Source organism: Kitasatospora sp. NPDC059973 (genome assembly GCF_042737525.1).
GTDB lineage: Bacteria > Actinomycetota > Actinomycetes > Streptomycetales > Streptomycetaceae > Kitasatospora.
The window spans coordinates 1-23775 of sequence record NZ_JBHWUI010000072.1 but is presented as its reverse complement, the minus strand read 5'-3'; the positions used below and the strand labels follow the sequence as shown (position 1 = coordinate 23775).

Below are 23775 nucleotides of genomic sequence, written 5' to 3'. Positions count from 1 at the left end.
TCAGCTCCTCCCGGAGCCGCGGGCACCCGCTCGGCGAGGCGCACCCCGGCGCACCCCTCCTGCCGGACGGCCTCCCCGGCGCCCCGGTGCGCGAGGTCGACGAACGCCCGGGCCCGCTTCCGCTCCGACGGCGCCGGCAGCCCGAGGCCCCCACTGACCTCGATCCGCCGGGAGACGGCGTCGGAACGGCCGCCCGGGCGTGTGCCGCTTCGCACATTGCCCGGGTCGCGCCCGCCGTGCCAGAGTGCCGGGCATGGCCCACCGCACCGCGTCCGAACCGCCCGTCCGCACTCCGGCGGACGCCGTTCCCGCCCCCGCCGCCGTCTTCGACTGGCTCGACGAGACGGCCGAGCTGCGGGCCCGGGCGGGCCTCACCCGGACGCTGCGCAGCCGCCCGGCCGAGGACCCGGTGCTCGACCTCGCGGGCAACGACTACCTCGGGCTGACCCGGCACCCCGCCGTCACCCGGGCCGCCGCCGACGCGGCGCTGCGCTGGGGCGGCGGCGCCACCGGCTCCCGGCTGGTCACCGGAACCACCGCCCTGCACACCGAACTGGAGGGCGAGCTGGCCGAGTTCTGCGGGGTGGAGGCGGCCCTGGTGTTCTCCTCCGGCTACACCGCGAACCTGGCCGCGCTGACCGCGCTCACCGACCCGGACACCCTGATCGTCTCCGACGCCTACAACCACGCCTCGCTGATCGACGGCTGCCGGCTCGCCCGCGGCGACGTCCACCGCGCCCCGCACAGCGACCCGGACGCCGTCCGGGCCGCGCTCGCCGAACGCGCCCACCGGCGGGCGCTGGTGGTCACCGACTCGGTCTTCTCCGTCGACGGCAACGCCGCCCCGCTGCCCGGACTCTCCGCCGCCGCCCGCGCCCACGGCGCCGCCCTGCTGGTGGACGACGCGCACGGCCTGGGCGTGCTCGGCCCCGGCGGCGCCGGGGCGCTGGCCGCCGCGGGCCTGGCCGGCGAGCCCGACACCGTCGCCACCGTCACGCTGTCCAAGTCGCTCGGCTCGCAGGGCGGCGCGGTGCTCGGCCCGCGCCGGGTGATCCGCCACCTCACCGAGACGGCGCGCACCTTCATCTTCGACACCGGCCTGGCCCCGGCCGCCGCCGGCGCCGCCCTCGGCGCCCTGCGCCTGCTGCGGGCCGAGCCGCACCGCGCCGAGCGGGCCCGCGAGGTAGCCCGCACCCTCGCCGCCCGGCTCACCGCCGCCGGCCTGCGGGTCTCCACCCCGGACGCGGCGGTCGTCTCGGTCCGCGCCCCCGGCCCGGAGGCCGCCGTGGCCTGGGCCGCCGACTGCCGCCGGGCCGGTCTCGCGGTCGGCTGCTTCCGTCCGCCGTCCGTCCCGGACGGCGTCTCCCGGCTGCGCCTCACCGCCCGGGGGGACCTCACGGACGGCCAGATCGCCGACGCGGTCCGGATCATCGCCTCCCTCGCCCCGGCCGGCGCGCACTCCGCCTGACCGCACCCGCCCCCCCGCAACCACGCACCGGTCGGTCCGCGTCCCCTCCCGGGGGCAGTGCGCTCCGCCGGGGGGCGGAGCGAATTGCGGGGGAGCCACGGCGGGGGCGGCGGATGCGACCGTTCCTCGGCAGGGTGTTCGTCCTGACGGCGGCCGCCGCGCCGTGCGGCGTCGGCCCCGCTGGTGCCGAGCCGCACCGCAGCGCACGCGGCCCCGGCCGCCGGGTGGTCCGGCGAGCCCGGCCGGTACATTCGCGGACTCTGCGCACCGTGGCACGAGGGCCCACCCGAGAACTGCCCGGGGACGTTCAAGCCCGCGCACGGCGCACCCGTCTCCTCCTGCACGTTCCAGGAGGACGTCGGCCACCTGGCCGTCAGGCCCGTCCGGTTCGAGGACGGCGTCTGCCGCGCGAGCGGGGGGAAGCCGGTGGCGCTGGCCGGCGATGAGCCTGTTCGGACTGGCCGCCGTGCCGTTGGCGGCCTTCCTGCTCGTCGTCGGCTTCAGTGGCCCGGACTCCTGGGAGCGGCTGTTCGTCGGGCTGCCCCGGGTCACCGGCGGCGCGCTCCCGCTCGCCTTCCGCTGCCTCCTCGTCTCCGGCGAGGCCGCGGAGCACTCCTGACCGCTGCCCTTCCCGACCGCCGGCCTACGGAGCCGAACCGGGCGGCCGGTCGGTGCGTCCCTGCAACCGGGGGCGACGGAACAGGGGTGGCGATGGATCCGGACATTCGGCGGGCACTGGTGAAGGCGCTGACGATCGCCGCCGCCGTGCTGGCGCTGCTCGGGGTGGGCGGCTGGGGCGCGTTGACGGCCGGGGAGGGGCTCGGGTACGCGACCGGCCTCTCCGGCACCCCCGGGGTGCTGGTGGCGGACCGGTGCCTGCGGACCGACTCCGCCGAGGCCGTCCCGACCGAGACCGGCGACTGCCGGGGCACCTTCTACCCCGACGGCGGCGGCCTGCCGAACGAGTACGCCCGGATCGACTGGAAGGTCGACACCCACCACCGCGTCCGGGTCTCCTGCGAGGACGGCGAGTGCCGCCTGGCGGGCACGGCCGGGCTGTTCAAGTGGCTGAGCCTCTTCCTATTCGCCCTCGCGGCGATCACCCTCGGCGCCTGCCTGGCAGCCCGGCTGCTGAAGTCGCTGATCCCCTGGAAGTGGCTGGTCACCGCCCTGGCGATCACGACCGGCGCCCTCCTCACCGGCGCCTTCGCCTTCCTCCTGGGCGGCCTCGCCGCGGGCTGAGGTCCCGCCCTCGGCACTCGCGCAGGAAGTCGGCCCCGCCGACTTCCTGCGCGGACAGGGTGGCCTCAGGACCCCGGCGCCGTCCGGTGCTGCGCCGGGGCCTCAGAACCCCGCCAGCTCCAGCAGGAACGCCGTCTCCGGGTCGTGCCGGCCCGCTGCCGCGCGGGGGGCGGCGACGATCACCGCGAGGGCGCGGCACCAGGCCAGGACGCGGGCCGGATCGGCCCCGGGGACGCGGGCGCTCAGGTCGGCGATCGCCCGGTCCAGGGCGGGCCGGTCGGTGACGCTGTCGAGCACCCAGTCCACCAGGTCGAAGTCCGGGTCCCCGAGGGACGGGCGCGGGTCGATCGCGACCGGTCCGGCCGGGCCGTCCAGGACGTTGGCCGGGTGCAGGTCCCCGTGGACGAGCGCGAGCGGCCCGCCGGCCGCCAGCTCCCGGGCGAAGGCACGCGCCCCGGGCGGCACCGCGCCGGGCGCGCGCCGTTCGGTGAGGTCGAAGAGGAACTCCACCCGGTCGCCCAGCGGCCGCAGGGCCAGCCCGTCCACCGGCACCGAGCGCAGGGCGCCGAGCAGCGGCGCCACCTCCGCCGGCCGCCAGGCCCGCTGCCGCAGCGGCGCCCCGGGCTCCACGTCCGCCAGCAGCAGGGCGTTCGCCGCCGTGTCCGTCGCCAGGAGCCGCACCACGGACGGCAGCCCCGACCAGGCCCGCAGGGCCACCGCCTCCTGCGCGGCCACCTCGGGATCGGGCGTCAGCTTCAGCCAGACCGCGGCGCCGTCACCGCGCTCGCAGCGGAACACCCGGGACGTCCCGCCGCCGCCGGCCGCGCGCAGCTCCAGGCCCCAGCGCCGGGCCAGCTCCTCGACCACCGCCGGGAGGGCCGCGCACCACGCCTCGGCCGCCGGCCCGAAACGGACCGTCAGCCGGTCCCGGACCTCGGCCGGCACCGTCACCAGGTCACCCGGAACCGCCCCGCCCGGGACCACCTCGCCCGGAACCGCCCCGCCCGGGACCGCCTCGCCCGGAACCACCTCGCCCCCGTTCACGGCCGCCCCACCACCAGCAGCGCCTCCGCGCCCACCGGGCGGTAGCCGGCCGCCTGGAACGCCCGCACGCTGGTGGCGTTGCCCGGCGCCTGCTGCGACCAGATCCACTCGCCCTCCGGGAGCAGATGCCGGGCGCTCGCCGCCAGCGCGCGCCCCAGGCCCCGGCCGCGCGCCTGTGGGTCCACCTCGATCGCGCACTCCCACCGTCCGGCCACCCCGCGCCCGAGCACCAGGACCCCGCCGTCGACCGTGAGGACCCGGACGTCCTCGCGGTAGCGCAGCGCGCGCACCACCCGGGGGTGCGCGCGGTCCCGGACCTCGGCCAGCGGCAGCGGGGGAGCACCGGGCAGCCGGCCGGCCACGGTCAGCAGGTCGATGGCGCCGGCCACCCGGCCGGTCCGCTCGGCGAGCGCGGTCAGGAAGGGCGGGCAGAGCGGTGCGGCCAGCGGGTCGCTCGGCACGGCGGCCAGCGCGGCCCGCACCCAGGCCGGGTCCTCGTCGGTGAACACCATGGCGTGCGCGGAGAACGCCAGCACCCCGGCCTCGCGCGCCGACGGCTGCGGCACCACCGTCACCGAGCCGTCCGGCGGCGGGAACAGTCCGCCCGCCGCGTCGGCCATGATCTCCCGCAGCCCTCGCCCGCCCACCCCGACGCCCCCCCCGTTCCACCCGTTCCACCCGTTCGGAGAGCGTCAGCCTATGCGACCACCGCGCGGTGCCCGCCGCCCCGTCAGGTCTTCCGGGCCCGGCTCGGCTGCACCCGGCTCGGCTCGCCGGGGGCCTTCGGATGGTCGGGCGGGTACGGCAGCTCGCCCAGCCCCTCGTCCCGCAGCTGGCGCTCGTACAGCTCCAGCAGCCCGTCCAGCCGGTACGCCTTGTCGTCCATCTCCGCCTGGAGGTCGCCGAGTTCGGCGAACCGCGGTGGCACCGTCCGCAGGTCGAAGTCCTCCGGTGCGGCGTCGTCCAGCTCCTCCCAGCGCAGCGGCGTCGAGGCGGTCGCCCGAGGGCGGGCGCGCAGCGAGTAGGCGGAGGCGATGGTACGGTCCCGGGCCATCTGGTTGTAGTCCACGAAGATCCGCTCGCCGCGCTCCTCCTTCCACCACGCGGTGGTCACCCGGCCCGGCATCCGCTGCTCCAGCACCCGGCCGAGCGCGATCACGGCGTGCCGGCCGTCGGTGAACGTCCACCGCGGCTCCAGCGGCACGTACACGTGCACCCCGCGTCCGCCGGAGGTCTTGGGCCAGCCGCGCAGTCCGTGCTCCTCCAGCACGGCGCGGAGTTCGTGGGCGGCCAGGGCGGCGTCGTGGAAGTCGGTGCCCGGCTGCGGGTCGAGGTCGATCCGCAGCTCGTCGATGTGGTCGGTGTCGGTGCGCCGCACCGGCCACGGGTGGAAGGTCAGACAGCCCAGGTTGGCGGCCCAGAGCACGGCGGCCGGCTCGGTGGGGCAGATCTCGTCGGCGGACCGCCCGCTCGGGAAGCTGATCCGGGCCGTCGGCAGCCACTCCGGCAGGCCCTTCGGCGCCCGCTTCTGGTAGAAGAACTCGCCCGTGACGCCGTCCGGGAACCGCTGCAGCGTGGTCGGCCGGTCCCGCAGCCCGCGCAGCACCCCGTCCGCCACGGCCAGGTAGTACTGCGCGACGTCCAGCTTGGTGAAGCCGCGCTCCGGGTAGTACACCTTGTCCGGATTCGACAGCCGTACGCTGCGCCCGGCGACATCCAGTTCCACGGCTGCGCCCATGCCTCTCACGCTAGACGCGCTCCGCCCGGCGCGCGCCCCGGAACGGTTGGCGCGAGGATCGGAGCCATGGACCTGCCCGTGATGCCGCCGGTGGCGCCGATGCTCGCCAAGTCGGTCGCCAAGATCCCGCCGGGAATGCAGTACGAGGCCAAGTGGGACGGCTTCCGCACCGTCGTCTTCCGCGACGGCCACGAGGTCGAGCTCGGCAGCCGCACCGGAAAGACGCTCACCCGGTACTTCCCCGAACTGGTGGAGGCCCTGAAGCGGGAGCTGCCGCCGCGCTGCGTGCTGGACGGCGAGGTGGTGATCGCCCGGGACGGCCGGCTGCGGTTCGAGGAGCTGCTGGAGCGGATCCATCCGGCGGCCAGCCGGGTGCGGCTGCTGGCCGAGCGCACCCCCGCCTCCTTCGTCGCCTTCGACCTGCTCGCGCTCGGCGACGTCTCGCTGCTCGACGAGCCGCTCTCGGTGCGCCGCCCGGCCCTGGAGGCGGCGCTCGGCGGGGCCGCCGACCCGGTCTTCACCGCCCCCGCGTCCACCGACCGCGAGCTGGCGCAGAGCTGGTTCGCCGAGTTCGAGGGGGCCGGACTGGACGGCGTGGTGGCCAAGCCGCTGGACCAGCCCTACCGGCCGGGGGAGCGGACCATGTTCAAGATCAAGCACGAGCGCACCGCCGACTGCGTGGTGGCCGGCTACCGCGAGCACAAGAGCGGACCGGTGGTCGGCTCGCTGCTGCTCGGCATCAACGACGCCGAGGGCCGCCTGCAGCACGTCGGCGTCTGCGCCGCCTTCTCGATGGCCCGCCGACGTGAACTCGTCGAGGAACTGGCGCCGTTGCGGATGACGGACGTCTCCGCCCACCCGTGGGGCGGCTGGGCGGACGAGGCCGCCCACGCCGATGCCCGGCTGCCCGGCGCGGTCAGCCGCTGGACCGGCGGCAAGGACCTCTCCTGGGTGGCGCTGCGCCCCGAGCGGGTGGTCGAGGTGGCCTACGACCACATGGAGGGCACCCGGTTCCGGCACACCGCCCAGTTCCGCCGCTGGCGCCCGGACCGCACCCCGGAGAGCTGCACCTACGCGCAGCTGGAGGAGCCGGTCTCCTACGACCTGGCCCGGGTGCTGGGGAGCTGACCGGCCCGCCGGCCGGTCGGCTCCCCGGGTCACCGGGGGGACCGCTCAGGTCACCGAGGCGGACGGCGACGAGCTCGCCGTCGCGGGCGGGAACGAGTAGACGTTCCCCGGCGAGACGATCTCGGTGATCGCCTTGGCGAAGAGCGTCGACGGCTCCTCGCCCTGGGACGAGATGTCCGTGTTCAGCAGCACCGCCAGGGTGGCCTGCGCCGACGGCAGGTAGACCACGGCGCTCTGGTAGCCGGGCAGCGAGCCGTTGTGCCCGACCCAGCCGTGGTTGACGAACAGCCCGAGCCCGTAGCCGACGTCCGGCAGCGGGGTGGGCGGCGTCACCAGCCGCTCGGCCTGGGTGGCCGGCTTGAGCAGCGTGCCGGTGGCCAGCACCTTCGCCCACTTCTGCATGTCGGCCAGGTCGGAGATGACCGCGCCCGCCGCCCAGGCCCAGGACGGGTTCCAGTCGGTGGCGTCCGCGATCGAGCCGTCCGGCGTCTGGTCGGTGTACCCGCGGGCGTGCGGCTGGGGGAACGCCGCGTCGGTCGGGAAGACCGTCCGGCCCAGCCCGGCGGGGTCGAAGACCTGCTGCTTCAGGAAGACGTCGAGCGGCTGCCCGCTCAGCTTCTCCACCACCAGGCCGATCAGCACGGTGTTGGTGTTGCTGTACTCGAAGGCGCTGCCCGGGGCGAAGTCCGCGGGGTGGTCGAAGGCGTAGGAGAGCAGCTGCTGCGGGGTGAAGACGCGGTTCGGGTCGTTGACCACGGCCTGCTGGAAGTCCGGGTCCGCGCTGTAGTTGAAGAGGCCGCTGCGCATGTCGGCGAGCTGGCGCAGGGTGATCGTGTCCCCGCCGGGCACGCCCGCGATGTACGTGCCGACCGGGTCGTCCAGCCCGGCCTTGCCCTGGTCGACCAGCCGGAGCAGCCCGGTGACGGTGAAGGTCTTGGTCTCGCTGCCGATCCGCATGTTCAGCCCGGTGACCATCGGCGTACCGGCGACCTTGTCGGAGACGCCGAAGGCCTTGAGGTAGCTGCCGTCGGGCGTGGTCAGAGCGACCATCACCCCGGGGACGGAGGCCTCGCTCAGCACCTTCTGCACCGCCGAGTCCAGCCGGGCGGTGACGTCCGGGGTGAGCGCGGCCACGGTGCCGCCGGCCGTCGGCGAGGAGCCGGACGCGCTCGGCGAGCCCGAAGCGGAGCCCGAGGCGGGGCCCGAGGCGGAGGACGGGCCGGACGACGGACCCGACGACGGGCCGGACGGGCTCGCCGAGGGGCTGAGCGCGGCGGGGACGGCCGTGACCGCGCCGGCGGGCGGGGGGTCGGACGCCGTCCGGCCGGAGCAACCCGCGGCGGCCAGCAGACCGGTCAGGGCCAGGACCGCGGTGGCCGCCCGCACGGAGCGGCGGGGGAGCGGGGCGAGCGGCCGTCGTGTCTTCGTCATGATCGGAGCGCCTCTCTGGGCCGAACGGCCCCGGAGCGGCGCTCCACGGGGCCATGGGGGGAGCGATCGCCACCGTATGCGCGCCACGACCGGCCCGCGCGCGGGCCGCCGCCGCACTGGCCCGAACGGCCCCACCCCCAAGCACCCCGGAACCGCCGGCGCGCCGAACCAGTCGAACCCCCAGTCACCCCGGCCCGGTTCACGCCCGGCCGGGCCGCCGCGCCCGTGCCGAGCGCCCCCAGCGCTCCGCCGAACGGGTGGCCACCGGCACGCCGCGCCGGTCGCCGGGCCCGGCTCGGGCACGATCGTTTAGCCCAGCTGTGGCGCCCCTTAAGAATTCCTCGATGGACCGCACCCCCTCCCACCAGGCAGATTGCTCCATGTTCGGTGCGAGGAGGCAGGAGCAGCCACCCCGCCGGGCCCCGTCGGCCTGCCCACACCAGGCCGCCCCACCATGCGTCAGGAGCCGCCGCAGTGAAGGCACTCGTCAAGCAGAAGGCAGAGCCCGGACTCTGGCTGATGGACGTCCCGAAGCCTGCCATCGGCCCCGGCGAGGTGCTGATCAAGGTACTGCGCACCGGGATCTGCGGCACCGACCTGCACATCCGCAAGTGGGACGGCTGGGCCCAGCAGACCATCCGGACCCCGCTCGTCCTCGGCCACGAGTTCGTCGGCGAGGTGGCCGAGATCGGCGCGGCCGTCGCGGACATCTCGGTCGGCGACCTGGTCAGCGGCGAGGGCCACCTGGTCTGCGGCAAGTGCCGCAACTGCCTGGCCGGCCGCCGTCACCTCTGCCGCAACACCGTCGGCCTCGGGGTCGGCCGGGACGGCGCCTTCGCCGAGTTCGTCGCGCTGCCCGCCTCCAACGTCTGGGTGCACCGGGTCCCGGTGGACCTCGACGTCGCGGCGATCTTCGACCCCTTCGGCAACGCCGTGCACACCGCGCTCTCCTTCCCGCTGGTCGGTGAGGACGTGCTGATCACCGGTGCCGGTCCGATCGGCATCATGGCCGCCGCCGTCGCCAAGCACGCCGGTGCGCGCAACGTGATGATCACCGACGTCTCGCCGTACCGCCTCGACCTGGCCCGCGAGGTCGGTGTCACGCTGGCCCTGAACGTGGCCGAGCACACCATCGAGGAGGGCCAGCAGAAGCTCGGCCTGCGCGAGGGCTTCGACGTCGGCCTGGAGATGTCCGGCCGCCCCGAGGCGATGCAGTCGATGATCGCCAACATGACCCACGGCGGGAAGATCGCCATGCTCGGCCTGCCCGCCGAGCAGTTCCCGGTCGACTGGGCCTCGGTCGTCACCTCGATGATCACCATCAAGGGCATCTACGGCCGCGAGATGTTCGAGACCTGGTACGCGATGTCCGTCCTGCTGGAGGGCGGGCTCGACCTCAGCCCCGTGATCACCGGCCGCTACGCCGCCGCCGACTTCGAGGCCGCCTTCGACGAGGCCGCGAGCGGCCGCTGCGGCAAGATCATCCTCGACTGGACCGTCTGAGACCGTCTGACCCCCTCTAGGGAGACACCGTGTTCGACAACGTGCGCGACGACCTGGCCGCCACCCTCGACGAGATCCGCGAGGCCGGCCTGTTCAAGCCGGAGCGGGTGATCGGCACCCCGCAGAGCGCCGCCGTCACCGTCACCGCCGGCGGGCAGCCCGGCGAGGTACTGAACTTCTGCGCCAACAACTACCTCGGCCTCGCCGACCACCCCGAGGTGCTCACCGCCGCCAAGGACGCCCTGGACCGCTGGGGCTACGGGATGGCCTCGGTCCGGTTCATCTGCGGCACCCAGGACGTCCACAAGGAGCTGGAGGACCGCCTCTCCGGATTCCTCGGCCAGGAGGACACGATCCTCTACTCCTCCTGCTTCGACGCCAACGGCGGCGTCTTCGAGACCCTGCTCGACGAGCGCGACGCCGTCATCTCCGACGCGCTGAACCACGCGAGCATCATCGACGGCATCCGCCTCTGCAAGGCCCGCCGGCTGCGCTACGCCAACCGCGACCTGGCCGACCTGGAGCAGCAGCTCAAGGAGGCCCAGGGCGCCCGCCGCCGGCTGGTCGTCACCGACGGCGTCTTCTCGATGGACGGCTACGTCGCCCCGCTGCGCGAGATCTGCGACCTGGCCGAGCGCTACGACGCCATGGTCATGGTCGACGACTCGCACGCGGTCGGCTTCGTCGGCCCGAACGGGCGCGGCACCCCCGAGCTGCACGGTGTGATGGACCGCGTCGACATCATCACCGGCACCCTCGGCAAGGCCCTCGGCGGCGCCTCCGGCGGCTACGTCGCGGCGCGCCGCGAGATCGTCGCCCTGCTGCGCCAGCGCTCGCGGCCGTACCTGTTCTCCAACTCGCTCGCCCCGGTGATCGCCGCCGCCTCGCTGAAGGTGCTCGACCTGGTCGAGCGCTCGACCGAGCTGCGCGAGAAGCTGGCCGCCAACACGGCGCTGTTCCGCTCGCGGATGACCGAGGCCGGCTTCGAGATCCTGCCCGGCGACCACCCGATCGCCCCGGTCATGATCGGCGACGCGGCCAAGGCCGGCCGGCTCGCCGAGCTGCTGCTGGAGCGCGGCGTGTACGTGATCGGCTTCTCCTTCCCGGTCGTGCCGCACGGCGCGGCCCGGATCCGGGTGCAGCTGTCCGCCGCGCACTCCACCGAGGACGTCGAGCGCGTGGTGGCGGCCTTCGTCGACGCCCGCGCCGCCCTGGGGGAGTAGCCCCCGGCCGGGGCACCTCCCGGGACCGCCCGTGGCCCGTCCGCCCGGAACCGGACGCGCCACGGGCACCCCCGGGCCGCCGTGCGGCGCACCACGTCCGCTCGGCACCCCGCCGCCGCACGGTGCGCCGCGGCGCACCACCAGAGACCAACTGCCCCACCCTCCCGCCCGGGAGTGGGACGTCGGCCCGGCCGACGCCCCACTCCCGTTCGCGGTTTCGGCGGACCCGCCCGCCCACGGCGCCGCCGCTGTTCCGCCCGCCCACGGCGCCGCCCGTTGTTCCCCCCGCTGCGCCGCCGGACGTCCCCCCGGTGGCTCCGGCACCCCGCGGCACGCTGGCAGAATTGGCGTGTGATCGACGCACGACGGCTGCGGACCCTGCGGGCCGTGGCGGACCACCGCACGGTGACCGCCGCGGCGGCCGCCCTCTACCTCACCCCCTCGGCGGTGTCCCAGCAGCTGGCCGCGCTGGAGCAGGAGACCGGCCACCACCTGCTCGCCCGCGAGGGCCGGGGGGTGCGGCTCACCGCCGCCGGGGAGATCCTGCTCGGCCACGCCGACGCCGTCCTCGCCCAGCTGGAACGGGCCGAGGCGGATCTCGCCGCCTACAGCGCCGGTGTGGCCGGTGAGGTCACCGTGGCCTCCTTCGCCACCGGGATCTCCCTGGTGCTGGCGCCCGCCATCGGGACCCTCGCCGCCCGGGCGCCCGGCGTCCGCCTCAAGGTGCTGGACGCGGAGGGCGACGCCAGCCTGCCGATGGTCCTGGAGGGGCGGGCCGACCTGGCGGTGGCCGTCGAGTACCGGGGGGCGCCGCGGGCCGACGACGCCCGGCTCACCCGGGTGCCGCTGTACGCCGAACCGTTCGAGGCGGTGCTGCCGCTCGGCCATCCGCTGGCCGCCGGGGAGGGGCCGATCGCCGTCGCCGACCTGGCCGCCGAGCCGTGGATCGGGCCCTACCCGGGCAATCCGTGCCACGACGTGGTGCTGCTGGCCTGCGAGCACGCCGGGTTCCAGCCGCGTCTGGTGCACTCCTCGGACGACTTCCGCGCCGTCGTGGCGCTGGCCTCGGCCGGTGCGGGGGTGGCGCTGGTGCCCCGGTCCGCCCTGCTCGGGGTGGATCTCGGACGGGTCGCGGTGCGGCCGGTGGACAGCGCGCTCGCCACCCGCCGGGTCTTCGCCGCCGTCCGGGCCGGCGCCGACGGCCACCCGTTGATCCGCCCGGTGCTGGAGGCCCTCACCGAGGTGGCCGCCGCCACCGGGTGACCGCGCCCGGGGCGGCGGCCCCGGAAACCACGAGGACCCCGACTCCCCCCGGTGGGCCGGGGAAGGCGGGGTCCCGGGTGGGACTCAGATGCTGAGCAGACCGATGACGTGCCCGTCGTCGTCCACCACCGGCCAGGTGTCCAGACCGCGGGCGCGCATGGTGGCCGCCGCGGTGGCGGCCGGCATCCCGGCGGTGGCGAACGGCGCGCGGTCGTGTTTCACCGCCCGCACCGGGGTGCGCTCGGTGTACCAGGAGCGGGCCCGGAACGGCGCGAGGTGCAGACGGGTCAGCAGCCCGGCGCAGCGGCCCTCCTCGTCACGGACCAGGGCGTGCGGGGCGCCGGAGCTGAGCAGGATGTCCAGCGCGGTGTCGACCATGACGTCGTCACTGATCTGCAGCTCGGGTCGGGTCATCACGTCCCCGACCGTGGTCAGGGCGTCGGCGGCGAAGTCGGCGGGGTGTTCGAGGGCCATGGTCATGGGGCTCCTTCGGGTCGGTCCACCGGTGACGGCGGCGATCAGGGAGGTGCTCGACGGTGCTGCCGCGGCTGGGCCCGGCCCGCGGGTGTCCGGCCGGACGCGGGGCCTACGCGGCCAGGTCGACGCGCCGCGGCCCGCCACGGCGGGCGCCGCCGGTGCCGCCACCCTGCTGGCCGCGGCCGGCCGAGGTGGGGCGGCTGCGGCGGTTGCGACCGCCCGAAGCGCTGCGCCGGGGCCGCTCGACCACGGGGTCGGCGATCACCACGGGCACGCCGGTGGGCACGCGGGCGCCGGTGATGCGGGCCAGCTCGTCATCGGTGGAGTGGACCCGGGTGGACTCGGGGGTGATGCCGGCGGTGGCCATCATCCGGGCCGTCTCGCGGCGCTGGTTGGGCAGGACGAGCGTCACGACGGTGCCGGACTCGCCCGCCCGGGCGGTGCGGCCGCCGCGGTGCAGGTAGTCCTTGTGGTCGGTCGGCGGGTCCAGGTTGACGACCAGGTCGAGGCCGTCGACGTGGATGCCGCGGGCCGCGACGTTGGTCGCGATCAGGGCGGTGACCTGGCCGTTGCGGAACTGCTGGAGGGTGCGGGTGCGCTGGGGCTGGGACTTCCCGCCGTGCAGCGCGGCCGCCTTCACCCCGCTGGCGAGCAGCTCGTCCACCAGCCGGTCGGCGCCGTGCTTGGTGTCGGTGAACATGATCACGCCGCCCTCGCGCGAGGCGATGTGGGCGATCGTGGCGTTCTTGTCGCCGTTCTGCACGTGCAGGACGTGGTGCTCCATGGTGCTGACCGCCCCGGCGGACGGGTCCACCGAGTGGGTGACCGGGTCCTTGAGGAACCGGCGCACCAGGCGGTCGACGTTGCGGTCCAGGGTGGCGGAGAACAGCATCGTCTGGCTGTCGGCCTCGACCTGGTCGAGCAGCTCGATGACCTGCGGCAGGAAGCCCATGTCGGCCATCTGGTCGGCCTCGTCGAGGACGGTGATCCCGACGCTGTCGAGCCGGCAGGCGCCGCGCTGGATCAGGTCCTTGAGGCGGCCGGGAGTGGCCACGACGACCTCCGCGCCCCGGCCCAGGATCTGGGCCTGGCGGCCGATCGAGACCCCGCCGACCACGGTGGCGAGCCGCAGCCGCACCGAGTGGGCGTAGGGGGTGAGCGCCTCGGTGACCTGCTGTGCGAGCTCACGGGTGGGCACCAGGACGAGAGCCAGCGGCCGGCCCGGCTCGGCCTGCCGGCCGGCGATGCGGGCCAGCAGCGCGAGGCCGAAGGCGATGGTCTTGCCGGAGCCGGTCCGGCCGCGGCCGAGGACGTCCCGGCCCGCCAGCGAGTTCGGCAGCGTCGCGGCCTGGATCGGGAACGGCGAGGTGACGCCCTGGCGGGTGAGCACCGACAGCAGGGCCTTCGGCATGTCGAGCTGGTCGAAGGTCTCGACGGCCGGCAGGGCCGGGGTGGTGCTGACCGGCATCGCGAACTCGCCCTGCATGGAGGAGCTCTGGCGCCGCCTCGGACCGCCGCCCGAACGGGAGCCGTACGAGGAGCCACCACCACCGGAACGCGAGCCGTAGGAGCCGCCGCCACCACCCGAGCGGGAGCCGTACGAGGAACCGCCCCCGCCGGAACGGGAGCCGTACGAGCCGCCGCCGGAGCGGGACTCGGAATTCTGGTACGAGGAGCGACTGGAGCGATTCATCTGGAGACCTTCCTCAAGGTGGCACGTCACGAGGAAGGCTCCGCGCCCACGGGTAATCCGGGCGGAGGCTGCAAGGAACGGGCCGGAACTGGCGGAGCGTGGACGGTGAAACCGTGCGGCACGTCACCTACGGTCGGCGCTCACCGCGCGGGCGGGAGCGAAGAACCTCGAACCGTGAGTCATCACGGCGGGGCGCCGACCCGGACGCGGCGCGGAGCAGCTCGCGTGGGGAAGGCCGCCGGTGGCGGAGCCGGGAATGAAGCCCGGGCAGCGGTGGGTCCTGCGAAAAGCCGAGGGGCCCGCACCAGGCATGAACGCGGTGCGGGCCCCTCGCTGCCGGGCGGGTGCCGTGGCAGAAACTACAGCGGACGAATGTTCTCGGCCTGCGGGCCCTTCTGGCCCTGCGTGACGTCGAACTCGACCTTCTGGCCCTCGAGCAGCTCACGGAAGCCGTTGGCGTTGATGTTCGAGTAGTGGGCGAAGACGTCGGGGCCGCCACCCTCCTGCTCGATGAAGCCGAAGCCCTTTTCCGCGTTGAACCACTTCACAGTGCCATTAGCCATAAAGAAATCTCCTTCAAGGGGCTGTCCGGAGCTCGCACGGTGCGTGCTCCGAGATGCCGCGATGATGACCCACCCGGGGAAGAGCCGGGAAACAAAAATGCGCCTGCGAGACCTCAGCAGGCCCACACAAAGTTCATGGGAACCACTACTGCAACTCATTCGACTCTAGCAGGCCGGGGGTCTCCGTGGTGGAGCGATTCACCCCCGGCGGCTCCGCGGCCCCGCCCGGGGCCGGCTGTCGCGGCGGCGGAAGCAGCGCCAACCGGTCGGCCGCCCGGCGGAGTTGGCGTCCCGGTGCGCGGGGTCGGCCGGGCCTGCGAATCGCTCGAAAGAGCGGCGGGCACAGGTGCGCTGACCGCCCCCGCCGACGCGGTTCGCGCCGGTGGCAGACCGTCCGCGCCCGCGAAATTCCGTCGGCGCGGTGGTGAACCGCACCATACGGATTCCGGTTATGTGCGAATTCGAGACCTTCCGGAGGGCCCGCTGGGGCGAGTTCCGGCGCATACTGGGGGAGATGACGAAATCAGCAGCAGTCCGGCGTACTCTGCCCACCAGCCCCTTCAAGGCCCGGGTCGAAGCTCCTCTCAAACGGTTCGCCGTCGGCGACAGGGTCACCCACGACACGTACGGCCTCGGCCGGGCCATCGCCGTCGAGGGTGGCGGTGACATCGCGGTACTGGTCGACTTCGGTTCACGGCAGGAACGGATCACCCAGCCGTACACCGCCATGTTCAAGCTCTGATCCGCGGTTCGACCTCCACCCGGGGCGCCCCGGGGCCGTGCGGCCCCGGGGGCGCGGTGCTGTCCCGCCGCACCGGCCCGGCACCCGTGCCGCCGTGGAGTTCCGGCGGCCGGCCCGTCCGTCTGCCCTAGCGGCGCCGGGCACTCCCTCCATGCTCCGGCCGCGCTGTCTCTGCCGCCCCGGTCTCCCGTCCGGCGCGGCCGGTCACAGGCCTGTCCGCGCCCGGGTCAGCCGCCAGACCTTGTCCACCCCGGTCTGGGCGGGCGCGAGGCGCTCGGCGGGCCGGCAGAGGTGCTCGGCGAAGCCGAGGCGCGCCGGTACGGCGCCGCTCGCCCGGTTCGCCGGGTCGTGGACGATCTCGACGTGGTCGACGCCGGGCAGCAGGAACGCCTCGTCGACCAGGGCCCGGACGGCTCTGGTGGCCAGACCGCGGCCGGTGGCGGCGGGGTGCAGCCAGTAGCCGATCTCCAGGCCGTCGCCCGGCAGGCCCTCGCGGCGGAACAGCTGGCAGGCGCCGACGATGCCCCGCTCCGTCACCATCGCGTAGGTGAACGCGGCGCCGCTCTCCCACTGCTCGGCGCGGCCGGCCAGGAAGGCACGGGTGGCGTCGGGGCTGTGCGTGGCGACCCAGGGCATCCACGGGCGGAGGTGCTCCAGGGACTCCTCGATGACCCGGAAGAGCTCGGGAAGGTCCGCCTCGCCGTCGAAGCGGCGGAGCGTGAGGTCGTCCAGCGTGATCGACTCGGGCGGAGTGGTCATGCCGAGAGCCTCGCCCACGAGCCGTCCCGGTCACAACCGGATTCTCCCGTCGGGGGAGGCCCGGCGCGGGGGCGGAGTGAGGCCGACTCGCGGACGACCATGCGCACGCCCAGCAGGTTCCGGGTAGCGGGCACCCGGCCGGGCTCGTTCACCGACCGGTCGACCGGGGCGGCGAGCTCCTCCCCGCCCGGCAGGGCCGGATGGCCGGTGGTCGGCCTCGGGCGGCCCGGCATGATCGTCTTCTCCGTGGTCAACGGACTGGCCTTCGGCCGCTCCACGGCCGTCGACACCGCGCCGGTCACCCTGGTGCTGCCCAAGGCGGACGACGCCCGGGACATGGGCGGGCTCGACATCGTCAACGCCCGGCCGCGGATCCTGGCGCCCTTCGTCGCCTCCGTCGTGCCCGGCCTCGGCGGCCGCACCCCGCTGTTCCTGCTCGGCGCGGCCCTCGCCGGGCTCGGCGCCCTCGCGCCGAAGCCGGTCCGCGGTGTTCGCTGAGTACGCCGGCACCTCCGGCACACCCACGACGTTCACCCGACCGAGTAAGTCCGCCCACCCGAGCGTTCCCAGAGAGGTTTCGATCTCGTGAAGTTGCACACCCAGGAGTGGGGTTCCGGCGACCGCGTCGCCCTGCTGGTGCACGGCATCATGTCCGACCACCGCACCTGGCGGCGGGTCGGCCCGGCCCTGGCCGCGCGCGGGTACCGCGTCATCGCCGTCGACCAGCGCGGCCACGGCCGGAGCCCGCGCGGTACCGGCGGGAGCCCGCAGGAGCGGTACGCCCTGGAGGCCTACGCCGAGGACCTCGTCGAGGCCCTGCCGGCCGGCGCGGAGCTGGCCGTCGGCCACTCGCTCGGCGGCATCAGCCTGCTGGGCGCGGTCGAGCGGCTGAAGCCGGCCCGCGCCGTGTACGTCGACCCGGCCTGGCAGTTCGGCCGGATCGAGGGCGCCGACCCGCGGATGTTCGTGGAGTTCCGGCACGCCACCCGGGAGCAGATCGCCGGGTTCAACCCCCGCTGGGAGGCCGCCGACGTGGACGTCGAACTCGCCACCCTCGCGGCCTGGGACGAGGAGTCCGCACTCGCCCTGTCCGGCCAGGAGTGCGGCCTGCCGGCCGCACCGGCCGTGCCCTCGCTGGTGCTCCTGGCCGACCGGAGCTTCCTGGTGAGCGCCGGGGACGCCGAACTGCTGCGCGCCCGGGGCTTCGAGGTGCGCACCGTGCCCGGCGCCGGCCACACCGTCCACCGGGACGATCACGACGGTTTCCTGGCCGCGCTCGACGGCTGGATCTGAACCATGACGAGGACGAGGAGTTCGCCGTGACCGCCGGCGTCAGGCGCGAGGCCGCCGTCGAGGCCGCCCTCGCGCGACTGGACCTCACCGCCGAGGCCGCCCTGCTGAGCGGGCCGACCTGTGGTCGCTGCCCGCCGGCGAGGCGATCGGCCTCGGCCGGCTGACCGCCCGAAAGAGCACCCCGCTGCGGGCGGTGCGGACCCGGGACACCGCCGCGCGCGCCTGGGCGGCCCGCCCCGGCGGGTCCACCGTCACGGCCGGCCGCCGCGTGGCGGACCGCTCGCTGACGCGGGCGCTCGACGTCGACTGAGCGGGGGACGGTGGGGCCCCGGCCACCGGTCGGGGCCCCACCGCGCCGGCACCGCCGCACGCGTCCGCCGGGTGCGCCGGGCCACCCCGCCGGCCGCCGGGGGAGCGGCGAGTAGGGTGGGCCGGGCCGATGATCGTCCGGACCACTGGAGCACCGATGAGCCTGACCTCCGCCCCCGACGCTCTCCTCCCCGTCGGGGTGATCGGGCTCGGTGACATCGCCCAGAAGGCCTACCTCCCGGTCCTCGGCACGCTGCCCGGCCTCGACCTGCGCCTGATGACCCGGGACCGGGCCAAGCTGGACCGGATCGGCGAGGCCCACCGGATCGCGCCCGAGCACCGGTTCACCGACCTCGGCGCGCTGATCGGCAGCGGCATCCGGGCCGCCTTCGTGCACGCCGCCACCGACCAGCACGTCCCGATCGTCGAGCAGCTGCTGACGGCCGGGGTCGACGTCTACGTGGACAAGCCGCTCGACCAGACCCTGGACGGGTCCCGCCGGCTGGTCGACCTCGCCGACCGCACGGGCCGCTCGCTGATGGTCGGTTTCAACCGCCGCTACGCGCCCGGCTACGTGCAGGCGAAGGAGCGGCCGCGCGACCTGATCGTCCTGCAGAAGAACCGCGAGGGCCTGCCCGAGGCGCCCCGCTCGATGGTCTTCGACGACTTCATCCACGTGGTGGACCTGCTGCGCTTCCTGGCGCCCGGGGAGATCGAGCAGGTCGACGTCCGCTCCCGGGTGCGCGACGGCCTCGTCGAGCACGTCGTCCTCACCCTCTCCGGTGAGGGCTTCACCGCCCTGGGCATCATGAACCGCGTCTCCGGCTCCACCGAGGAGATCCTCCAGGTCTCCGGCGGGGACTCCAAGCGCGAGGTCCACAACCTCGCCGACGTGATCGACCACCGCGGCCAGCCCACGATCCGCCGTCGCGGCGACTGGGTCCCGGTGGCCCGCCAGCGCGGCATCGAGCAGGTCGTCCTCGCCTTCCTCGACGCCGTCCGGACCGGGAAGACGATCGACGCCCACGACGCCCTGCGCACCCATGAGCTCTGCGAGCTGATCGTCGGGCGCCTGGAGGGAACGGCGACGGCCGCCACCCGGTAGGAGCCGCCCCGCCCCGGCCCCGGCTGGTGAGCCTGCGGCCGCGATCCGGGCCGCGAGGTGACAATGGGGCATGCCCTCCAGCCCCCACCCGACGGATCCGCGGCGGGTGACGCCGGACCGGGCCGCGGTGAGCGGCGAGCACTGGTGGCCGGTGGTGCTGGCGGTCGCGGTCGTCGCGATGCTCCACGTGACGCTGCCGGCCCGCTACCGGGTCGACCCCGCCTGGGTGCTGCCGGTCGCCGTGGGCTCGTTGCTGGCGGTGCTGATCATCGGCGACCCGGGCCGGATCGACCGGCAGAAGGCCTGGCTCCGGGTCGTCACCCAGCTGCTGATCGGCGCCATCACGGTGGCCAACGTGTTCGCGGGCGTCCATCTGGTGGTGGACATCCTGACCGACAACAAGCTGTTCGCGAACAACGCCGTCGGGCTGCTGGCGACCGGCGGCGTGGTCTGGGTGACGAACGTGGTGGCCTTCGCGCTCTGGTACTGGAGCCTGGACCGCGGCGGCGCCGCCGCCCGCGCCCACCGGCCCTTCGCGAACCCGGCGTTCGTGTTCCCCGAGATGCAGTACCCGGACCACGCGCCGGCCGCCTGGGTGCCGCGGTTCGCCGACTACCTGACGCTCTCCTTCTGGACCGCCACGGCCTTCAGCCCCACCGACGTCTCGGCGGTCAGACGGTGGGCCAAGCTGCTGATGATGGCGCAGGCGGCGACCTCCCTCGCGCTGGGCGCCCTGGTCGTCGCCCGGGCGATCAACATCCTGCAGTGAACGCGCTGTGAGCACGGTGCGACGGCACTGTTTCGGCCCGGCGTCGGCGTCCGGCGATTCGGGATTGCCCCTGGTCCCGGGCCGGTCGAGCGGTACTGTGGACCTTCACGGTTGCCGGACGCGAAACGGACGGGCGATGCACGCACGCCAACTGCGGGGCGGGCGGGTGGTCTTCGGACACCCGCTGCGGCCGCGCGCGGCGTTCCGCCCGCAGGCCGGAGCCCACGCGGCCGCCGGCACCCGGACCGTCGGCATCCGGCCCGGTGGCGCCCGGCTGGTGCGGCGCCGCTGGATCGACGGGGTCGGCTCCCCGACCGGCCTCTGTCGCCCGTAACCGCCCGTAACCGCCCGTCGTCACGCGTGCCCGGCGCCCCGGTGCGCCCGGCAGCCCCGCTCCGCCGTGGCCCGTGCCGCCCGCCCGGCCTGCCGGCGGCCGCCCGAGGTCCTGCCCCCGGCCGGCGACGCCCCGGGCCGACGCGACCGAGAAGACCGAGATCGAGGAACGGCTCCCGCATGCCCCAGTACCCCGTGCTCATCCCCGACGACGCCCCGGACACCGCCGAGCGGCGCCACCCCCTGGACAACCCCGCCCGCGCCGCCCTGCTCGGCCCGCACGCCCACCTGGCCGAGCGAAGCGGTGAGGTGCTGCGCTACCCGGCCGACGTGTCGCCGTTCGTCGCCCTCCCCGACCGGCCCGACCGGGAGACCTGGCGGGACGTCGCGGCGCTGTACGGCCCGGGCGCCGTCGTCGCCGCCACCGGCTCCCCGGACGCCGTACCGGCCGACTGGGAGATCCTGCTGCGGGGCCGGGGCGTCCAGCTGGTGGACGACGGCGTCCGGGCCCGGCCCGACGAGGAGGCCGTCCGACTGGGCCCCGCCGACGTACCGGAGATGCTGGCGCTGGTGGAGCACGCCCGGCCCGGCCCGTTCCTGCCCCGGACCATCGAACTCGGCGGCTACCTGGGCATCCGCCGCGGCGGCGCGCTGGTCGCGATGGCGGGGGAGCGCCTGCGCCCGCCGGGCTGGACCGAGATCAGCGCCGTCTGCACGGCCGAGTCCCACCGGGGCCGGGGGCTCGGCTCCCGGCTGGTCCGGGCGGTCGCGGCCGGGATCCGTGAGCGGGGCGACACGCCGTTCCTGCACACCTCCGCCGAGAACACCACCGCGATCCGGCTCTACGAGTCGCTGGGGTTCCGGCTGCGCCGGCACGTCACCTTCCTGGGCCTGCGGACGCCCGGCGGGGGCCCGGGCGCGTGACGAAGCCCCGGCGCCCCGCCTCCGCACCGAGACCACCCGCCGAGCCGCACCGTTCCACCCTTCCGAGGAGTCCGAGGAGTTCGATGTGAGTCAGAACGCGCACTACGCCAGCCCCGCCGACACCGCCGTCCACGGCGAGTACCGGATCACCAGGGCTCCCGGCGACGAGCGCCCGCTGTACCGCTTCACCGGGCGGATCACCGCCGACGGGAGCAGCGGCTTCGCCGCCGAGCCCGGCCGCTACCACATCTACGCCGGCTGGTTCTGCCCCTGGGCGCAGCGCACCACCATCCAGCGCGCGCTCAACGGGCTGGAGGACGTCGTCTCGGTCTCCTACGTCGACGGCCGCCGTGACGGCCGCGGCTGGGCCTTCCGGGAGACCTACGGGCCGGACCCGGTGAACGGGTTCACCCTGCTGCGCGACGCGTACGAGCGGACCGAGCCCGGTTTCGACGGGCACATCTCGGTGCCGACGCTCTGGGACCGCCGGACCGGCCGGGTGGTCAGCAACGACTTCCGGACCATAGGCATCGACCTGGCGACCCAGTTCGGCCGGTGGAGCAACGGCGCCGACACCTATCCGGAGGACCTCCGGGCCGAGATCGACGCGCTGGACGCCCGGCTGGGTCCGGCCGTGAACCACGGCGCGGGCGCGGCGGCCGGCACCGGGGACGCCGCGCTCGCGGCCCGCACCCTGCTGCTGGAGACCTTCGCGGAGCTGGACGCCCGGCTGGCCACCAGCCGTTACCTGCTGGGCGACCGGCTGACCGAGGCCGATGTGCGGCTCTGGGTGACGCTGGTGCGCTACGACGTCGGGCCCAACCACGCGCGCGCGGTGAACCCCGGTCTGGCCGCGTACCCGCACCTGTGGGCCTACGCCCGCGATCTCTACCAGCGGAAGCCGTTCACCGGCACCACGGACTTCGCCGCCTTCACCGAGTCGGGCGCGAGCGTCCCGGACTGGCACGCCCCGGTGGAGCGTCCGCTCCCCGCCTGAGTCCGGCGGCCCGGGGCCGCGGACCCGAACGGCCGGTGCACCGGGAACCATCCCCGGTGCACCGGCCGTTCCGTCTGTGGTGGGCGCCGCTGACCAGGGCGCCGACCGGTCGCCCGGGCGCGGCGGCGGCGCCCTGACGGGCCGTCGGTCGACCTCCGGACGTCCGCCCGGTAGCGGTACGTGGATATGACATGTACGCTGCGTATCGCTGGTTGTACAGCATGCGGGCCTGGCCGCCGCTCCGTGGGGGGAGTCACGTCCAGGCCCGGTCGCCGGCCGGGGCCTCGGTTGCGCTCGTGGGGGAGCTTCAACCGGGGCCCTTCGGCGGGCTACTGACGGTATGCCCGCTCGGGGCCTGGTTCAGTCATGTCAAATTCGCCGGCGCCGCCCCGATGCCGGGGCGCGGTCGCCCGGACGGCCTCCGGCCCGCTCCGCACCGCCCCCGCGCCGTCCTCCCTGCCGCCCGCAGGGGTGACCGCCCGGCTGCTCCGAACGGCCGTCCCGGCTTGCGCTCCGTCCGGGTGCTCGCCCGGCCCTGCGGACCGGCGGGCCGCCGCAACCGCTGCTATGACTGGTTTGAGCCTTTTTGTCCGGCTCCCAGTTCCGAGGAGGCATCCTCATGGGTGCTGCAGCAACGAGCGCCACCGACGCTGACGTGGTGCACATTCTCTGGATCAACGCGGGCCTGAGCTGCGACGGTGACTCGGTCTCCCTGACCGCGGCCATGCAGCCGAGCATCGAGGAGATCGTCACCGGCGCGCTGCCGGGCCTGCCGAAGATCGCCGTCCACTGGCCGCTGATCGACTTCGAGTGCGGGCCGGTCCAGGGCGCGGACAACTTCGTGGAGTGGTTCTTCAAGGCGGACCGCGGGGAACTCGACCCGTTCGTCCTGGTCGTCGAGGGATCCATCCCGAACGAGAGCATCAAGGAGGAGGGCTACTGGTGCGGTTTCGGCGACGATCCGCGGACCGGTCAGCCGATCACCACCAGTGAGTGGCTGGACCGGCTCGCGCCCAAGGCCACGGCGGTGGTCGCGATCGGCACCTGCGCCACCTACGGCGGCATCCACGCCATGGCCGGCAACCCGACCGGTGCCATGGGCGTCCCCGACTACCTGGGCTGGGACTGGAAGTCCAAGGCCGGCCTGCCCATCGTCTGCGTGCCGGGCTGCCCCATCCAGCCCGACAACTTCTCCGAGACCCTGACCTACCTGCTCTACCAGCTGGCCGGCTCCGCGCCGATGATCCCGCTGGACGACAAGCTGCGCCCGACCTGGCTGTTCGGCGCCACCGTGCACGAGGGCTGCGACCGCGGCGGCTACTACGAGCAGGGCCAGTTCGCCACCGAGTACGGCACCCCGGAGTGCCTGGTGCGGCTGGGCTGTTGGGGCCCGGTCGTCAAGTGCAACGTCACCAAGCGCGGCTGGATCAACGGCATCGGCGGCTGTCCCAACGTGGGCGGCATCTGCATCGCCTGCACGATGCCCGGCTTCCCGGACAAGTTCATGCCCTTCATGGACCCGCCGCCGGGCTCGCACATCTCGGCCAACGCCAGCTCCGCGTACGGCGCGGTGATCCGGCGACTGCGCTCGATCACCATGAAGACCCTCGACAAGGAACCGAAGTGGCGCCACCCGGGGCGCACGCTGACGACCGGTTACCGCACACCGCGGTGACCAGGCGGGGGGGGGCGCCCCCCCGGGGGGGGGCGCCCCCCCCCCCGCCCCCCCCCCCGCACCCACGGGGCCCCACGCACCCAAGACACCACCCCC

Annotated in this window: 25 protein-coding genes; 17 read left to right on the top strand and 8 right to left on the bottom strand. The window is 74.9% G+C overall.

Annotated features, from left to right (window positions below):
• Positions 1–253 precede the first annotated feature (253 nt).
• The 3 genes from ACFWA9_RS20650 to ACFWA9_RS20640 all read left to right on the top strand — a co-directional run bounded on the left by ACFWA9_RS20650 (position 254) and on the right by ACFWA9_RS20640 (position 2710).
• A complete protein-coding gene (locus ACFWA9_RS20650) occupies positions 254–1468 on the top strand; it encodes an 8-amino-7-oxononanoate synthase (RefSeq protein WP_380388733.1) in 1215 nt (404 codons plus the stop codon).
• Between the two features lie 442 nt (positions 1469–1910).
• Positions 1911–2087 (top strand): hypothetical protein, encoded by a 177-nt coding sequence (locus tag ACFWA9_RS20645; RefSeq protein WP_380388732.1) that lies wholly within the window; start codon positions 1911–1913, stop codon positions 2085–2087.
• Positions 2088–2179: 92 nt separating this feature from the next.
• Positions 2180–2710, top strand: coding sequence for a hypothetical protein (locus ACFWA9_RS20640; protein ID WP_380388730.1), 531 nt, complete (start codon positions 2180–2182; stop codon positions 2708–2710).
• Positions 2711–2812: 102 nt separating this feature from the next.
• Here the strand turns inward: ACFWA9_RS20640 and ACFWA9_RS20635 are convergent, their stop codons facing one another.
• From ACFWA9_RS20635 to ligD, 3 genes are all read right to left on the bottom strand, one after another.
• A complete protein-coding gene (locus tag ACFWA9_RS20635) occupies positions 2813–3754 on the bottom strand; it encodes an aminoglycoside phosphotransferase family protein (protein WP_380388728.1) in 942 nt (313 codons plus the stop codon).
• Positions 3751–4374: a GNAT family N-acetyltransferase gene (locus tag ACFWA9_RS20630; protein ID WP_380388726.1), complete on the bottom strand. Its 624-nt coding sequence runs from the start codon at positions 4372–4374 to the stop codon at positions 3751–3753. Before ACFWA9_RS20630 ends, ACFWA9_RS20635 begins: the two co-directional genes overlap by 4 nt.
• A gap of 110 nt (positions 4375–4484) precedes the next feature.
• A complete protein-coding gene (gene ligD / locus ACFWA9_RS20625) occupies positions 4485–5492 on the bottom strand; it encodes a non-homologous end-joining DNA ligase (protein WP_329486204.1) in 1008 nt (335 codons plus the stop codon).
• Positions 5493–5558: 66 nt separating this feature from the next.
• On the opposite strand from ligD, the gene ACFWA9_RS20620 reads away from it, so the two are divergent.
• On the top strand, positions 5559–6620 hold the full coding sequence (locus tag ACFWA9_RS20620; protein ID WP_380388724.1) for an ATP-dependent DNA ligase: 1062 nt from the start codon (positions 5559–5561) through the stop codon (positions 6618–6620).
• 45 nt (positions 6621–6665) lie between these two features.
• Here the strand turns inward: ACFWA9_RS20620 and ACFWA9_RS20615 are convergent, their stop codons facing one another.
• Positions 6666–8051 (bottom strand): serine hydrolase domain-containing protein, encoded by a 1386-nt coding sequence (locus ACFWA9_RS20615; protein WP_380388722.1) that lies wholly within the window; start codon positions 8049–8051, stop codon positions 6666–6668.
• A 474-nt stretch (positions 8052–8525) separates the two neighbouring features.
• Here ACFWA9_RS20615 and tdh point away from each other — a divergent pair, with 474 nt between their 5' ends.
• From tdh to ACFWA9_RS20600, 3 genes are all read left to right on the top strand, one after another.
• On the top strand, positions 8526–9554 hold the full coding sequence (gene tdh / locus ACFWA9_RS20610) for an L-threonine 3-dehydrogenase (protein WP_329486201.1): 1029 nt from the start codon (positions 8526–8528) through the stop codon (positions 9552–9554).
• Between the two features lie 29 nt (positions 9555–9583).
• Complete coding sequence (locus tag ACFWA9_RS20605; protein WP_380388720.1) at positions 9584–10777, top strand: glycine C-acetyltransferase; 1194 nt, start codon at positions 9584–9586, stop codon at positions 10775–10777.
• A gap of 351 nt (positions 10778–11128) precedes the next feature.
• Positions 11129–12040 carry a LysR family transcriptional regulator gene (locus tag ACFWA9_RS20600; protein WP_329486199.1) on the top strand — a complete coding sequence of 304 codons (912 nt, stop codon included), beginning with the start codon at positions 11129–11131 and terminating at the stop codon, positions 12038–12040.
• 84 nt (positions 12041–12124) lie between these two features.
• Here the strand turns inward: ACFWA9_RS20600 and ACFWA9_RS20595 are convergent, their stop codons facing one another.
• The 3 genes from ACFWA9_RS20595 to ACFWA9_RS20585 form a co-directional block, all read right to left on the bottom strand.
• On the bottom strand, positions 12125–12520 hold the full coding sequence (locus ACFWA9_RS20595) for a CBS domain-containing protein (protein WP_380388718.1): 396 nt from the start codon (positions 12518–12520) through the stop codon (positions 12125–12127).
• Positions 12521–12626: 106 nt separating this feature from the next.
• Complete coding sequence (locus ACFWA9_RS20590) at positions 12627–14210, bottom strand: DEAD/DEAH box helicase (RefSeq protein WP_380388716.1); 1584 nt, start codon at positions 14208–14210, stop codon at positions 12627–12629.
• A 359-nt stretch (positions 14211–14569) separates the two neighbouring features.
• A complete protein-coding gene (locus tag ACFWA9_RS20585) occupies positions 14570–14773 on the bottom strand; it encodes a cold-shock protein (RefSeq protein ID WP_030918248.1) in 204 nt (67 codons plus the stop codon).
• Between the two features lie 514 nt (positions 14774–15287).
• Here ACFWA9_RS20585 and ACFWA9_RS20580 point away from each other — a divergent pair.
• Positions 15288–15515 carry a hypothetical protein gene (locus ACFWA9_RS20580; RefSeq protein ID WP_329486196.1) on the top strand — a complete coding sequence of 76 codons (228 nt, stop codon included), beginning with the start codon at positions 15288–15290 and terminating at the stop codon, positions 15513–15515.
• 204 nt (positions 15516–15719) lie between these two features.
• Here the strand turns inward: ACFWA9_RS20580 and ACFWA9_RS20575 are convergent, their stop codons facing one another.
• Positions 15720–16274 carry a GNAT family N-acetyltransferase gene (locus ACFWA9_RS20575; RefSeq protein WP_329486195.1) on the bottom strand — a complete coding sequence of 185 codons (555 nt, stop codon included), beginning with the start codon at positions 16272–16274 and terminating at the stop codon, positions 15720–15722.
• Between the two features lie 99 nt (positions 16275–16373).
• Between ACFWA9_RS20575 and ACFWA9_RS20570 the strand changes: the two genes are divergently transcribed.
• The 9 genes from ACFWA9_RS20570 to ACFWA9_RS20530 all read left to right on the top strand — a co-directional run bounded on the left by ACFWA9_RS20570 (position 16374) and on the right by ACFWA9_RS20530 (position 23679).
• A complete protein-coding gene (locus tag ACFWA9_RS20570; RefSeq protein ID WP_380388714.1) occupies positions 16374–16772 on the top strand; it encodes a hypothetical protein in 399 nt (132 codons plus the stop codon).
• Positions 16773–16859: 87 nt separating this feature from the next.
• On the top strand, positions 16860–17567 hold the full coding sequence (locus ACFWA9_RS20565) for an alpha/beta fold hydrolase (RefSeq protein ID WP_380388712.1): 708 nt from the start codon (positions 16860–16862) through the stop codon (positions 17565–17567).
• Between the two features lie 26 nt (positions 17568–17593).
• Positions 17594–17731 (top strand): hypothetical protein, encoded by a 138-nt coding sequence (locus ACFWA9_RS20560; RefSeq protein ID WP_380388710.1) that lies wholly within the window; start codon positions 17594–17596, stop codon positions 17729–17731.
• Positions 17732–18033: 302 nt separating this feature from the next.
• On the top strand, positions 18034–18981 hold the full coding sequence (locus ACFWA9_RS20555) for a Gfo/Idh/MocA family oxidoreductase (RefSeq protein WP_329486190.1): 948 nt from the start codon (positions 18034–18036) through the stop codon (positions 18979–18981).
• A 70-nt stretch (positions 18982–19051) separates the two neighbouring features.
• The gene (locus ACFWA9_RS20550; RefSeq protein WP_352294826.1) at positions 19052–19750 is read left to right on the top strand and encodes a hypothetical protein; all 699 of its coding nucleotides are present in this window, start codon (positions 19052–19054) and stop codon (positions 19748–19750) included.
• Between the two features lie 136 nt (positions 19751–19886).
• Complete coding sequence (locus tag ACFWA9_RS20545; RefSeq protein ID WP_352294825.1) at positions 19887–20084, top strand: hypothetical protein; 198 nt, start codon at positions 19887–19889, stop codon at positions 20082–20084.
• A 179-nt stretch (positions 20085–20263) separates the two neighbouring features.
• Positions 20264–21007, top strand: a complete 744-nt coding sequence (locus ACFWA9_RS20540) for a GNAT family N-acetyltransferase (protein WP_329486186.1) — start codon at positions 20264–20266, stop codon at positions 21005–21007.
• A gap of 85 nt (positions 21008–21092) precedes the next feature.
• Entirely contained in the window at positions 21093–22004 is a 912-nt protein-coding gene (locus tag ACFWA9_RS20535) for a glutathione S-transferase C-terminal domain-containing protein (RefSeq protein ID WP_380388707.1), read from the top strand.
• Positions 22005–22623: 619 nt separating this feature from the next.
• Positions 22624–23679, top strand: coding sequence for a hydrogenase expression protein HypE (locus ACFWA9_RS20530; protein WP_352294821.1), 1056 nt, complete (start codon positions 22624–22626; stop codon positions 23677–23679).
• Positions 23680–23775: the final 96 nt, after the last annotated feature.

Coding starts and splice junctions, on each gene's coding strand:
- ACFWA9_RS20650 (WP_380388733.1), top strand. CDS start 254: ATGGCCCACCGCACCGCGTCCGAACCGCCCGTCCGCACTCCGGCGGAC.
- ACFWA9_RS20645 (WP_380388732.1), top strand. CDS start 1,911: ATGAGCCTGTTCGGACTGGCCGCCGTGCCGTTGGCGGCCTTCCTGCTC.
- ACFWA9_RS20640 (WP_380388730.1), top strand. CDS start 2,180: ATGGATCCGGACATTCGGCGGGCACTGGTGAAGGCGCTGACGATCGCC.
- ACFWA9_RS20630 (WP_380388726.1), bottom strand. CDS start 4,374: ATGGCCGACGCGGCGGGCGGACTGTTCCCGCCGCCGGACGGCTCGGTG.
- ligD (WP_329486204.1), bottom strand. CDS start 5,492: ATGGGCGCAGCCGTGGAACTGGATGTCGCCGGGCGCAGCGTACGGCTG.
- ACFWA9_RS20620 (WP_380388724.1), top strand. CDS start 5,559: ATGGACCTGCCCGTGATGCCGCCGGTGGCGCCGATGCTCGCCAAGTCG.
- ACFWA9_RS20615 (WP_380388722.1), bottom strand. CDS start 8,051: ATGACGAAGACACGACGGCCGCTCGCCCCGCTCCCCCGCCGCTCCGTG.
- ACFWA9_RS20595 (WP_380388718.1), bottom strand. CDS start 12,520: ATGACCATGGCCCTCGAACACCCCGCCGACTTCGCCGCCGACGCCCTG.
- ACFWA9_RS20590 (WP_380388716.1), bottom strand. CDS start 14,210: ATGAATCGCTCCAGTCGCTCCTCGTACCAGAATTCCGAGTCCCGCTCC.
- ACFWA9_RS20585 (WP_030918248.1), bottom strand. CDS start 14,773: ATGGCTAATGGCACTGTGAAGTGGTTCAACGCGGAAAAGGGCTTCGGC.
- ACFWA9_RS20580 (WP_329486196.1), top strand. CDS start 15,288: ATGACGAAATCAGCAGCAGTCCGGCGTACTCTGCCCACCAGCCCCTTC.
- ACFWA9_RS20575 (WP_329486195.1), bottom strand. CDS start 16,274: ATGACCACTCCGCCCGAGTCGATCACGCTGGACGACCTCACGCTCCGC.
- ACFWA9_RS20570 (WP_380388714.1), top strand. CDS start 16,374: ATGCGCACGCCCAGCAGGTTCCGGGTAGCGGGCACCCGGCCGGGCTCG.
- ACFWA9_RS20555 (WP_329486190.1), top strand. CDS start 18,034: ATGAGCCTGACCTCCGCCCCCGACGCTCTCCTCCCCGTCGGGGTGATC.
- ACFWA9_RS20550 (WP_352294826.1), top strand. CDS start 19,052: ATGCCCTCCAGCCCCCACCCGACGGATCCGCGGCGGGTGACGCCGGAC.
- ACFWA9_RS20545 (WP_352294825.1), top strand. CDS start 19,887: ATGCACGCACGCCAACTGCGGGGCGGGCGGGTGGTCTTCGGACACCCG.
- ACFWA9_RS20540 (WP_329486186.1), top strand. CDS start 20,264: ATGCCCCAGTACCCCGTGCTCATCCCCGACGACGCCCCGGACACCGCC.
- ACFWA9_RS20530 (WP_352294821.1), top strand. CDS start 22,624: ATGGGTGCTGCAGCAACGAGCGCCACCGACGCTGACGTGGTGCACATT.